The organism is Paracoccus albicereus (assembly GCF_024359525.1).
GTDB classification, from domain to species: Bacteria; Pseudomonadota; Alphaproteobacteria; order Rhodobacterales; family Rhodobacteraceae; genus Paracoccus; species Paracoccus albicereus.
The window spans coordinates 1-12,147 of record NZ_JAKZEU010000012.1; the positions used below are offsets into that span (position 1 = coordinate 1).

Annotated in this window: 9 protein-coding genes; 7 read left to right on the forward strand and 2 right to left on the reverse strand. The window is 61.0% G+C overall.

Annotated elements, in window-relative coordinates; genetic code table 11:
* Nucleotides 1-144 precede the first annotated feature (144 nt).
* From MLD63_RS17745 to MLD63_RS17770, 6 genes are all read left to right on the forward strand, one after another.
* Nucleotides 145-333 carry a hypothetical protein gene (locus MLD63_RS17745; protein WP_255331229.1) on the forward strand — a complete coding sequence of 63 codons (189 nt, stop codon included), beginning with the start codon at nucleotides 145-147 and terminating at the stop codon, nucleotides 331-333.
* A gap of 226 nt (nucleotides 334-559) precedes the next feature.
* A complete protein-coding gene (locus MLD63_RS17750) occupies nucleotides 560-2,872 on the forward strand; it encodes a hypothetical protein (RefSeq protein WP_255331230.1) in 2,313 nt (770 codons plus the stop codon).
* Nucleotides 2,873-3,057: 185 nt separating this feature from the next.
* Entirely contained in the window at nucleotides 3,058-3,894 is an 837-nt protein-coding gene (locus MLD63_RS17755) for a TolC family protein (RefSeq protein WP_255331231.1), read from the forward strand.
* Nucleotides 3,895-3,899: 5 nt separating this feature from the next.
* Nucleotides 3,900-6,053 carry a type I secretion system permease/ATPase gene (locus MLD63_RS17760; protein ID WP_255331232.1) on the forward strand — a complete coding sequence of 718 codons (2,154 nt, stop codon included), beginning with the start codon at nucleotides 3,900-3,902 and terminating at the stop codon, nucleotides 6,051-6,053.
* Nucleotides 6,050-7,222 (forward strand): beta-barrel domain-containing protein, encoded by a 1,173-nt coding sequence (locus MLD63_RS17765; RefSeq protein ID WP_255331233.1) that lies wholly within the window; start codon nucleotides 6,050-6,052, stop codon nucleotides 7,220-7,222. The genes MLD63_RS17760 and MLD63_RS17765 overlap by 4 nt, the downstream gene beginning before the upstream one ends.
* 28 nt (nucleotides 7,223-7,250) lie before the next feature.
* A complete protein-coding gene (locus MLD63_RS17770; protein WP_255331234.1) occupies nucleotides 7,251-8,546 on the forward strand; it encodes a BamA/TamA family outer membrane protein in 1,296 nt (431 codons plus the stop codon).
* Nucleotides 8,547-8,590: 44 nt separating this feature from the next.
* Here the strand turns inward: MLD63_RS17770 and MLD63_RS17775 are convergent, their stop codons facing one another.
* Nucleotides 8,591-9,226 carry a response regulator transcription factor gene (locus tag MLD63_RS17775; protein ID WP_255331235.1) on the reverse strand — a complete coding sequence of 212 codons (636 nt, stop codon included), beginning with the start codon at nucleotides 9,224-9,226 and terminating at the stop codon, nucleotides 8,591-8,593.
* A gap of 57 nt (nucleotides 9,227-9,283) precedes the next feature.
* On the reverse strand, nucleotides 9,284-11,425 hold the full coding sequence (locus MLD63_RS17780; protein ID WP_255331236.1) for an ATP-binding response regulator: 2,142 nt from the start codon (nucleotides 11,423-11,425) through the stop codon (nucleotides 9,284-9,286).
* 253 nt (nucleotides 11,426-11,678) lie between these two features.
* Between MLD63_RS17780 and MLD63_RS17785 the strand changes: the two genes are divergently transcribed.
* A partial coding sequence (locus tag MLD63_RS17785) for a BapA/Bap/LapF family prefix-like domain-containing protein (RefSeq protein ID WP_439957692.1) occupies nucleotides 11,679-12,147 on the forward strand: 469 nt, incomplete at its 3' end.

The window sequence follows — 12,147 nt, forward strand, 5'->3', positions numbered from 1 at the left end:
AAGGACCGGCGGTCGCGCCCCAGAGGGCGCGGCCGCCACCACCCGGCCATCAGGTGACCGGAGCCAGCCCAACCCGGACACGCCCGTGACCTGATCGCGGACATAGCGGAGGACAAAGCATTGGTCGGAATAGTGAATTCAGGAATGGTCATCGCGATACCAGTCCAGCCGTGCGAAGAGAAACGCGACGCGCTGGAACTGCTATCGCTGACTTTGGGCCAGCTCGAGCCAGAACAGAACTTCAGGCTTGGCATCTGCCTCTACGACGACGCTTGCGGCGAGGCCCATTGCTTCGAGCTTTCGGGGCGAGAGGAGGGTGGGGCTTCGTACTGATCGGAAATGAAGTCAAGGGAACAGGGCAATCCTCGTGAACCCCTATTAACCACGTCCGCTAAAATGCAGCTGCTGGACAGCGATAGTCGACTTATGGATGTGGGTTGACCTTGCCAAATGCAAGAAAGTACCATACAATAGTATGTGTAGAGCTATACGCTTAACCTTCATTCGCTGACTCAACCGCTGCAAAACCCGCAAGCGTTTCAACCAGGCCGAGGGGCTGATGACGGCGCAAAAGCCGACCCATAACGAAACCAAGGCTCAGCCCGACGCATCGTCCGATGTGTTTGGTGCTGCGTCTATGGGTGACGGCGGTTCTCAGCGAGTTCGGGGGAGGGCAGAGACGCTCGGTCTGACGGCAATCGGCATGGGGCTTGCAGGCCAGACCTCGACTGAGGCTGCGCAGATGGACCTTGTCGATCTGGAGAGTGAGCTCGAGTCCACGAGACCGGGGTCCACGAATAGTCGCGAAGCGCAGTCGGGTTCTGACGAAAGCGAACGAATTGTATCCGCGGCCGGAGAAGCGGGCGGGGCGCTGGCAGAATTTGCGGCCATGCCCGATCGTGAGCGGCCGATCGAAGGAGCGCAGATCGAGACGTCACAGTCGGAGACGGGCTCTGACGGCGAAGCAAGCGTCGCCTTCGCACCACCTTTGGGCGATGACGACTATATCGGCGTCGGTGATGCTGCGATCCCGGCGGCGCAAGGCGTGACGCTGCCGCAAGGTCGAGCGGACCAAGCTTCATCCGTCACGGGTGCGACGCCCACGAGGTCTGGCGCCAACTCCGAAAGCGACGTGATCGCTGAGTGGGACGCGCAGGTCTCGGACGCGGACCGCTCTGCTGAGGCGGATGGTATCGCGCCCCCTGATGATAGTGCTGGATCCGTCATCGACACTGTATTGGACACGATTACTGGCGGGGTTGGTGTAATCGGCGGCGTGAACCCTGTTCTGGGGTCCGACGGGCTTCTCGGCGGTGTCGTCGGGAGCGTTCAGGACAGCGTTCTTGATCCTCTGCTAGGCGCTGATGGTATTCTAAATGGAATCCTACGTCCGGTTGTCGGTGAGAGCGGGCTGATCGGCACTATAACCGCGCCGGTTCTCGGGCCGGACGGGCTGTTAACCGCTGTCACGGATTCCTTGATCACTCCAATTCTCGGACCCGACGGCATCGTCAGCGAGTTCGTCGCGCCGATCTTGGGGGGCGACGGGCCGGTGGGTGGCGTCGTCGCCGTCGTGCAGGAAACCGTTCTTGATCCTCTGCTCGGCAACAATGCGTTGGTTGGGGGCGTCCTCGACCCGGTCTTAAGCAAGGATGGGGTGATCGGCAGCGTCACCGGTCCGATGCTTGGTCAAGATGGATTGCTGGGCGGTGTAACGGAGACCCTGATCGATCCGGTATTGGGCAATGGGGGTGTCGTGGAAGACGTCGTCGCGCCTCTATTGGGTTCCGAAGGCGCATTGGCAAGCGTCGTTGGAACGGTAGAGGATGGCGTCCTGGATCCTTTGGTAGATGGCGGCGGCTTGCTTGGCGGTCTCTTCGAGCCGGTTCTTGCTGGTGGCGACCTCATTGGCGGTACGACAACCGCGATCCTCGGCCAAGACGGCGCGCATGGCGACACCACACGTTCGTTGATCGATACAGTCACAGGGGATGCTGGCCTCGTCGGAAAAGTCATCGGGTCGCCCCTCTCGTCCGCGGTCGACGTCGATGGCGCCATCGGAACGATCGGTCAAACCGGGCTTGATCCGCTGCTTGGAAATGATGGGCTGCTCAACGGTCTTGCCTCGCCGCTACCTGGCGACAGCCTTTTGGGTGGACTGACGGCGGGACCGCTGGGCGGTCCCGGTCTTGTACGGGCACAGGACTCGACGTCATCAGCTGCGGCCTCCGACTCTGCGCTTTTAACGTCAGGCTCGGACGATTCCTCATCCGAAAGCCTCTCGCCTGTCGGCGAAGAGGCGGCAAACAGCACGTATGATGCCGACACTGTGGCCGATGATGACGGTTTTCTCGACACGCTGCTGGGTCTCGACTCTGCGGCGGCGTGGGACAGCGCTTCGGAATCCCTCTCATCGTCGCAGTCGGTCGATGAACTACTTGGCAGCTTGGATGACAGCCTGGTGGATGAGGCAGACGGTGGTCTGAAGGGTGTCGACGACGGTGTCGATGATCTACTCGCCGGTCTTGGTCTGAGCGGACTTCTGGCACCAATGGCTGCGGCCTCCGCATCCGGGACGACTTCAACAACTTCACAGGTCGAAGCTGATCCTGAAGTCGATGCTTTGCTGGGTGAAATTATAGACAGCGGTGACCGCGCCCTGGGCGGCCTGTCCGATCCTCTGGCGGCGTTGCTGGACGAAGTCGGCGCAGAAGGAACCAACGACGGCTTCCTGGCCGAAGATCTGGCTGTCGAGACAGCCTTGGCGGAACTCTTGCAGCCAGCAAATTCGGATGATGCGACGGATACTGCGATCGGCGATTTCAGTCTGCTGGGGGCCTTGCAACCCACCCAAAGCGACGAGCAAGACTAACTTTTAGAAAGTCATTCGATAGGGTAATTAGGCATTTGTTGCTGGACCCTGTTGGTTCGTATGTGCATACTTATGCAATCCGATAACCGCACTTTCAGATATTTATGCACTTCGTTCGTCTAACTTCTGCTTGGCTCAGGGTATCGAATCAAGCTGTAAGCTATCTCGATGTCGAAGTTCTTGGTTTGAAGATTGCCGAGACTCGCGATTATCTTGCCTTTTCGCAGCGGATCGCCGGACACGCAAGGGATCGCGCGACTGCGGGTGTCGGAGATAATGCAGAGGTTGCGCGGGCCGAATTGGAAGTGGTCCGCACCGAGGATCGCTTGCAGCAGCTGACAAGCGACCGAACTCTGGCCTTGTCGCAATTGCAATTCCTTCTTGGCCGCGCACCCTCGGGGATTTCGGCACCGCCATCCCTGAACTTCGCTGAACGATATTCGGGCTCGGACACGCTGGATTCCGCGGTGCGACTGTCGCCCGAGTACATTGCTGCTCGGTCGGACGTCTTCGCTTCAGAGGCCGAAATCGATCTGGCCAAAGCCGCGCGATTGCCCACGATCCGTCTTCAGGCGCAAGGACGCGCAGGGCTCGATGGGGGCCGCAGCCGCACGGCCGTCGGTCTGTCAGCTGGCGTCGATCTAAACTCCGGCAGTTTTCGGGGGCGCCAAGTACAGGCAGCGGAACTGGAACGCGAGGCGGCGCAGTCGAACATGGAAGCCATCGGCCGAAATCTCCGGAATGGCGCACGTAGCGCCATCCAGCAGATCCGGGCGTTGAGGGCGAGCGAGGCGTCGCAGGAGGCGCAACTGACGCAGGCCGAGCGTGTTCTTCAGACGTTCGAAGAGCAGTTCGTCGGTGGCCAGAAGGAACTCATCGACTTGCTGACGACGGGACGCGATCTCTACGACGCGCAGATCGACAGCATCGATACCTACGAAGCGAGCAAGCGGGCCGAGTATCAGGCCGCCCACGAACTGGGCGTTCTTGGCACACTCATTCTCGCAAGCAGCGGAGGATAATGGGAATGACGAGGGGGGCTGCAACAACCAGGGCGCTGGAGCATGATCCGCTCGTCCTTGGACTGGTCGAGTTGTGCCGCGTTCACGGCGTATCTGCGTCGGCCGAGCGGCTGACCGACGGACTTCCCCGCGCCAGTGGCGAAGCGCTGCAGCCGCGCCACACGACGCAGGCGCTGCGTCGCGCGAACATGAGCTGCCGGATCAGCACGGAGCCGCTCGACAGCTTCCCAGAGCACAGCCTTCCTGCATTGTTGTTCCTGCGTGACGGCAGTACGGTTGTCCTGGAGGCCCTGCACGGAAATGAGGCCAGTCTGATCCTGCCCGCGACCGGCGGCGGGCGGGCGATCTGGACCCGTGGAGAACTGGCGCAGCGTCACGACGGTCGAATCCTCGTATCGAAGCCTATCGATGTGGTCTCGCAGCGGCTCGACAGCGACGGCGCGCGCAAGCGGCACTGGATACTCGGTCCCGTGCTGGAGAAGTGGAACATCTACCGCGATGTCGTCATCGCGTCTTTCGTCGCCAACCTTCTGGCCGTCGCGACGGCGCTCTTCTCCATGCAGGTCTACGACCGTGTGGTGCCCAACCGCGCGTTCGACACGCTATGGATCCTTGCAAGCGGCGTGGCCATCGCAATCACGTTAGAGATCCTTCTTCGGATCATGCGCAGTTCGCTCATCGATGTTTCTGGTCGCGATCTGGATCTGCGTTTGTCGGCACAGCTCTTCGACAAGGTCTCGAACCTTCGTCTTGCTCATCAGCCCAAATCGACGGGCGTGTTTGCCAATCAGGTGCGAGAGTTCGCGACGGTTCGTGAATTCTTCACCTCGGGGACGGTCGCGGCAGTCTGCGATATTCCGTTCGTGATCCTTTTCCTGGGCGTGCTTGCCTTTCTGGGCGGCCCGCTTGCCTTGGTGACGCTCGCCGCGGTGATCCTGACGATCGTTCCTGGCATTCTTTTGCAGTCCCGTCTTGGGCGCGCCTCGCGCGAAAACACCCGTGAAGCGGCCGCGCTGAATGGGCTGCTGCTGGAGACGATCTCGAACCTGGAGACTGTCAAGGCGGCGCGGGCCGAAGGACGTTTGCAGCGCGCCTACGCCCAATTGACTGCGACGATGGCGACAACGGCGGTCAAGACGCGAAACCTGACCAATGTGATGTCGCAGATCGTCAGTTCGGTGCAGAAGTTTGCCTATGCCGGCGTCATCATCGTGGGCGTCTACCTGATCAGCGCCGGGCAATTGACCGTCGGCAGCTTGATTGCCTGCACCCTTCTGTCCAGCCGAACCTTGATGCCCATGTCTCAGGTGGCAGGTCTATTGGCGCGCTGGCAGCACGTCCGGGCCGCCATGGAGGGGCTTGACGGGATCATGAAACTTCCGGTCGAGCGTCCTGACGATCGTCATTTCGTGCGCGCCCCGGCGCTGACCGGCGCGTACCGGCTCGACGGCGTCTCGTACCGGCATGAGGTTGATGCAGCGCCGGTCGTGTCGATCCCCGCGTTGAAGATCGCAGCAGGTGAAAGTGTCGCTCTTCTTGGTGGCAACGGGGCCGGAAAATCGACCCTGCTGCGTCTGCTTGCTGGACTGACGGATCCGCAGGACGGTGCGGTTCTCGTCGATGATCTGGCACTCAGCCAGATCGACCCGATCGACCGTCGGCGCCAGATAGGATACCTGCCGCAAAACGTGGCTTTGTTCCAAGGTACGCTTCGCGACAATCTTCTTCTGGATCATGGCCTTCATTCCGATGAAGAACTCTTGGCTGCGCTGGATGCGGTTGGTCTCGGCCGCTACGTGCGACGGCACGTGCGGGGTCTCGACCTGCAGATTCATGGTAACTCGAACGTGTCGGGAGGGCAGAAGCAAGCTATTGGACTTGCGAGGATTCTTCTGCAGGATCCGCAGATCGTTCTGCTGGACGAACCCACATCGGCTTTCGATCATGTGACGGAGGCCAAGGTGATCGATTACCTGCGCGATTGGCTGCAAGGAAGAACCTCGATCATCTCGACGCACAAGCGAGAAGTGCTGACGCTCGCGTCGCGCGCCGTCGTGCTGAACGATGGTCGCGTCGCGCGGGACGGTGACCTGCTGCAGATCCTGAACGCGGCGCGTGCGAGCAAATCTCAGCAGGGTCCGGTCCAAGTCGTTCCATGAGCGCAGACGATACGGTCGACACAAGCCATATCGACGGCAGCTATCGCCGTCAGGCGCTTCGCCACGCCCGTTGGACCATACAGATTGCCGCCTTGTCCGTCATCATCGCCGTCGGTTGGGCCGCGGTTGCCCAGATCGATCAGATCACCCGCGGTGATGGTCGCGTGATCCCCCTGCGGCGGATGCAGACGATCCAAAGTCTGGAAGGCGGCATTCTTTCCGAATTGCTCGTCGCGGAAGGTGATCTTGTCGAGCCCGGGCAGGTGATCGCCCAAATGGACGCCACGCGCTCTCGCTCTGCCTTCATGTCCACGACCTCTGAAATCGAGACGCTGGAGGCAGAAGTTACCCGCCTGGAAGCGGAAGTCCTTGAAAAGCCCACGCTCGATTTCGGACCGGATCCCACCGCAACTCAGCAGACCGAACTGCGTTTGTTCAACGCACGGCGGACCCGGCTGCAATCCTCGCTTGCCGCATTGGAGGAAGAGCGCAGCACCGTTCAGGAACAGATGGACATCACCAGCCCCCTTACGGCGAGCGGATCGGTCAGCCGCATAGACCTGCTGCAGTTGCGACAGAAGATTGCAGAACTGGACGGCACTATCAGTGAGGCGCGAAACGGCTATGTGCAGGACGCCTACCGCGATCTCGCAGAGCGTCGAGCCCGGCTCTCGACGCTGCAGCAGGAGCTGGTCCAGAAAGAGGCCGAGCTAAGCCGCACGATCATCCGTTCGCCCGTCGAAGGCAGGATCAACAACATTGCGATCACCACCCTTGGCGGCGTCGTGCAGCCGGGCGAGGCGATCATGGAAATCACCCCGATAGATGATCAACTGCTGATCGAGACCCGGGTCTTGCCGCGAGACGTGGCGTTCATCGCGCCCGACATGCCTGCCAGCGTCAAGATCACCGCTTACGATTTCGCGGTTTACGGCGACTTGCGTGGTCACGTCACCCAGATCTCTGAGGACACGGTCGAGGAAGATACGGCCAACGGACCTCAGAACTTCTATCGTGTGATGGTCCAAACGGATCGCAGCTATCTGGAGCGCTTCGGCGAGCAGTTTCCGATACGTCCCGGCATGGTCGCGCAAGTCGATATCGAAAGCGGTCAGCAATCCATTCTTAGCTATCTGATCCGCCCGCTTCTGCGCGCCAGGCTTCGATAACTCTTCCCCTTGCAGTCCGGATACCTTGATGCCTTCAGTGACGTTTGTCCGCTTTCCCCGCACCCCTCTGTCGCTGATTTCTCTTGCGGCCGCCTTGTGCTTCGGTGGGCCGGTCAGCGCCGAAGTTTATGATGATGTGCAGGTCGTCGGCGCCGAATTGATTCCCGCGGACGATATTCGGAGAACCTGTGGCGAATTGACGGGTGTCTATCTCGACGACCGGGAGCTTCAGGCAGTCGAAGACTGTCTGATGTCGACCGGAGTATTTGAAGCGGTCTCGGTCATGGGCAAGGGTGATCTGCTGGTCATTGATGTGACGGAGGTGGAGCTTCGGCCCGGGCGCATCGATGTCGGCCTCGGCTGGGTCAATGACCAGGGCCTGACCGGAACGATTTCGTATGAGCAATACAATCTGCTGCCCGATACGTTTGGAGCCGTCCACGGCGATTTCAGCCGCGAGTCGAAAAGCTACGACGTGAACCTTTTTCGCGCCGAAACCTTTGGTCCGGAACTGGGCCTCGGGTTCGACTTGTCCGGTCAGGAAAGCGATTTCGAAGACTTGGCTTTCTCCGGTAGAAACCACCAAGGGAACGTCTATCTGTCATGGACGCCCACCCCCGAGTTTCGGATCGAGTATGGGCTGGGCTACCGAGATCACAGCCTGACCGATCTGGACGACGGTGCGAGCGCATTGTTGCGATCGGAAGTCGGACGGATCAACGCGCCATTCGCGCGGGCGGGCCTTAGCTACCGCAGTGCGGAAAAGGATGGCCAGAGCCAGGTCAGCATCCGCGTCGAACAGTTTCTTTGGAACCTCGGCACCGATGATCCGATCTCGGAAACGCAACTGGAAGTCGGCTCTCGATATCCGATGGGGGAGCGGACCAGTCTGATGCTTGGCCTTCGCGGATCTGTCGTGACTGGTCTCGCAGGGAATGACACGACCGCGCTGGATCGAAACTTTGCAGGCGGTGACACTTTCCGGGGGTTTGCTCCCCGCGGTGTCGCGCCCTCGGATCAGGGTGATCTTCTTGGGGGCAACCGGTTCCTGGTGGCATCGCTCGAATTGCAGCGGGATCTGGGCGAATTTCTGGGCCGCAACTTCAGCGGCGGGATCTTTGCCGATGTCGGTTCGGTCTGGGGCCTCGACAACACCTTGGACGGCAGGATCGACGACAGCAAAAAGATCCGCAGCAGCGTTGGCGTGTCGCTCAGCTTCGATGTCGGGGACACGCCGGTCTCGCTCTACGCAGCAGCGCCGGTCGATCGACAGCCTGACGACCGGGTGCAGTATTTCGGGTTGGAGGTCAGCGCGAACTTCTGAAATCCGATGTGGCTATCGTCAGCGTCGTCCGCATTCATCGAGTGTCAGATCAGCTCACGATCCCGCGCGGTGATGACCGCCTGCGTTCGGTTGTTCACCCCGAGCTTCGTGCAGATCGACTTCACATGCATCTTGACGGTCGGTTCCGCGAGGTTGAGCGCCGCGCCGATCTCCCGGTTGGGCATCCCTTCCGCCAGCAGGGTCAGCACCTCGGCCTCGCGCTTGGAAAGCGCTGTCTGAGCAGACTCCTGATGCTTTTTGCGTAGGTCGATCAGCTCCATCGAAAGATATCGTCCGCCACCGGCCATGAAGCGAAGTTCGTTGGCGAGATTTTTCAGCGGTGCTGTTTTCAACACGATCCCCGCAGCGCCGAGCGTCATCGCCTCTTCGACGACCTGCGCCGAAGGATTGCTGGTCAAGATGCCGACTGGCTGTCCCGCGTTCTGTTCAATTGCTTTGCGCAGCCCGCTCAATCCATCCATGCCGGGCATATCCAGATCGACGAGGATCAGGTCGAACGGACCCTCGGCAGCGATCGCGTCCAGAGCCGCGGGGAGGTTCGGCACCGTCTTCAGCGTGATGTCGGGCACAGCCGCCAGATACATGTCCAGCATCTCGAGGATCATGGCATGGTCATCGGCGATCAGGACGCGCAACTGGTCGGACTGGCCGTTAGTCATGGCATTCGCTTTCCGCGGTTTCCACTGGCGCAGAGGCCAGGACGCTTTTGGGTAAAATCATGTCATCTCCTTGGCCATCTGCAGACTCTGGTCAAGGGCCTCGGCGAGAGGCGTTAACAATCCATCGATCTGACGAGACCCGGCATCGAGCACGTTCTCGATGGCGCGCAATCGTTTCTCGACAGCTTTCAAACCCGTCAGGCTGCACGCACCCGTCGCAGCGTGCAGCCTTTTGCCTGTTTCGGGCCCAACACCTTCTGTCTGCAACTCCGTATACACGGACCTGGCTTCGCCAAGGGCCCTCAGCATGAAGTCGCGCGCATGAGACGCCCCAAGCCGATCACGCAGGTCGCCTGCGATCGAAGGATCAATCAGGTGCGCGTCGTTTGCAGGCTCGGCAGACGTGGTCTCTTCAGTCGCCGTCGCGCCTGACAGGATTGCAGTCAACGCCCGGCTAAGCCCCTCTGCCGAAATCGGCTTTTCAAGCACTCGCGCCATTCCCGCTTCGAGACAGGCGCGCTGAACATTCTCGTCGATATGGGCGGTGAGGCCGACGATGACGCCATTCCACGTGCCCGCCGATCCCGAGTCGCCGCCAGTCAGTCGGGCGGCCAGTTCTATCCCGGTCATGCGCGGCAACGTGACGTCGGTCAGGACGAGCGACACCTGATCGGCCGCGTCTCGGCGGGACAGAAAAGCAAGCGCCTCGGGGGCATTCGCCGTCGGAATGACGGACGCCCCAAGCGATTGCAGAAGCCGGGTGAGCCAGTCGCGACTTGCGGGACTGTCCTCGACAAGGACGATGGTTCGTCCGGACATCGGGCTCGCCGAATTTGGCTGTGGCATCGGAAGCGAAGGCGTCAGCGCCGGTGCGGCTGGGAGGCTGAAACCGACGCGGAAGATCGTGCCGATCACGCGCGGGCCGCTTTCGGATATCGCGCTCTCATCCTCAGCCCATTCGGTCCGCTCAGTTCGCCTGCTTTCCGATTGAACTGACTCGAAAATGACGTCAGGTGCATTCCCCACAGACAGCACCTTCTCTCGAGACGGCGAAGCCTCGCCATCGATCCCCCGGTCAAATATCTCGATCCAACCGCCCAGCTGACGAAGGGCGTGAGCCATGACGTTAAGACCTGCGGAAGGACGCCCATCCGGACGCCGGTCGGGCTGTGGATCAACGGGCAAGCCAAGCGCCCGGGCCAGACGTCGCCTTTGATCCGCGGGAAGTCCCCCACCTTCGTCTCGCAGATCCAATTCGACACGCCAAAGCGGCGAGCCGGGGTGATCGCCAAGAGCCGATTCAGAGAGGGGTGCGCAGGCCACCCGCAATTCGATCAGTCCACCCCCGTGATTGACCGAGTTGTCGATCAGATTCTGGCACAGCGCACGCACGAAGCGCAAAGGTCCGTTCAGGATCAGGTCCGCCGGTCCGTCGAAGTCCAGCCGAATCTCGGCTGCCCGCGCATGTGCGATCGGCTCGATCATGGCGACCAATGCGCGGATTTCCTCCGCGACGCTGAAATCCTCGTCGGGCTGTCCGCCCCTGACAGTGTCCTCGCCGCGTATCACTGCGAGCACGTTGCTGATGTTGTCCAGTGCCAATTCGGCTGCCCGGCGCATTCCGGCAGCGCCGTGAATTAGTGTCTTCTCCTCAGAACGGGAGCCGCGTTCGGGCGTTTCCTGCATGAGAGCATTGGCTGACGCGAGAAGCGACTGGATCGGCGTGCGCAAGTCATGAGCGACTCTCATCAGCGTTGCGGAACGAGCGCGGTTGCGTAGCCATGTCGATTCCTGGTCGCTTTCCGCCAGCCTCAGCACATATGCTTCGACAGGCCCCATGGGGACATGCACGACCTCTCCATCAAGGCGGAGATCAGGGCGTGTATCCCCGCGTGCCTCTTTGTCCCAGATCATGGTGACGCTGGCGGCGCGCTTCGCTCGGTCGCAAAGCTGTCGCCAGTTCAGGCGCGTCAGAAGGGCATCCCGGTCGATTTTCAGCCGTTCGGCTGCCTGATTTGCCAGCAGGATGCGACCGTCTGCAGTCGCCAGAATGACGGCCCTGCGGTCGGTGGCGATGATCCGTGCCAACGCGTGCAGGACAGGTCTGATCGTCGCGACCTTGTCTGGCCGGCTTTCCGTCGTCGGGTCTGCCCCACCCTCGGCGGAACGTCCGTCCCGATGTCGTTCGAGCTCGCTCACGCGCTGCCTCACTCATTCGCTGCCGCACGAGGGCGGCGTTTCCAAAGCAGTGTTCTTGATCTTGGCCAACGCCGTCCTTTGCGGCAAGGCATCCGAGGATTTCGACAGCTCCTTCTGCGCCGGAGAGTGACATAGGTCGACAATACAAACTTTAGTATAGTCATATCATACATACTATAGTATCTACGTGAGAGACACCCTGTCACTTCGCCTTTTTCGGAGATTCTCCGGGTCGTATTGGAAGGATTGATCAATGGCACAAAGTATCGTTCAGGCTGGCGCGCTGAGGGACATCCCGCTGCAGGCGTTGCCCGGTGACATCAGCGGCTACGCGCGGTCAGGCAGTGATCTGACGGTGATGCTGGCGAGCGGCGACGAGATTCTCGTCCAGGGCTTCTACGACCCTGCCGCCGACGGCGCGCCCCACCAGCTTGTTCTGGGTGACGGGACGATCATCCTTGCGGATGATGCCGAAGGGGAAGAGGCCGGACTGGGCGCCGGCATGACCGATGAACAGGTCGCGGCGGCCATCGGGTCGCTCGGTGCAATCAGCCTCGCCGCTGCGGGAGGAAGTTCCTCCAGTGATGGGTCTGACGGTACGGACCCCACCGACCCGACGGATCCTACCGAGGGCACGGACCCAACGGACCCCACCGATCCAACCGACCCAACCGACGGATCTGACCCAACGGACGGCACGGACCCGACCGATCCTACTGATG

What these genes read in the sequence shown, in the direction of transcription:
- MLD63_RS17745 (WP_255331229.1), top strand. Translation starts at nt 145, where the DNA reads ATGGTCATCGCGATACCAGTCCAGCCGTGCGAAGAGAAACGCGACGCG.
- MLD63_RS17750 (WP_255331230.1), top strand. Translation starts at nt 560, where the DNA reads ATGACGGCGCAAAAGCCGACCCATAACGAAACCAAGGCTCAGCCCGAC.
- MLD63_RS17760 (WP_255331232.1), top strand. Translation starts at nt 3,900, where the DNA reads ATGACGAGGGGGGCTGCAACAACCAGGGCGCTGGAGCATGATCCGCTC.
- MLD63_RS17765 (WP_255331233.1), top strand. Translation starts at nt 6,050, where the DNA reads ATGAGCGCAGACGATACGGTCGACACAAGCCATATCGACGGCAGCTAT.
- MLD63_RS17770 (WP_255331234.1), top strand. Translation starts at nt 7,251, where the DNA reads ATGCCTTCAGTGACGTTTGTCCGCTTTCCCCGCACCCCTCTGTCGCTG.
- MLD63_RS17775 (WP_255331235.1), bottom strand. Translation starts at nt 9,226, where the DNA reads ATGACTAACGGCCAGTCCGACCAGTTGCGCGTCCTGATCGCCGATGAC.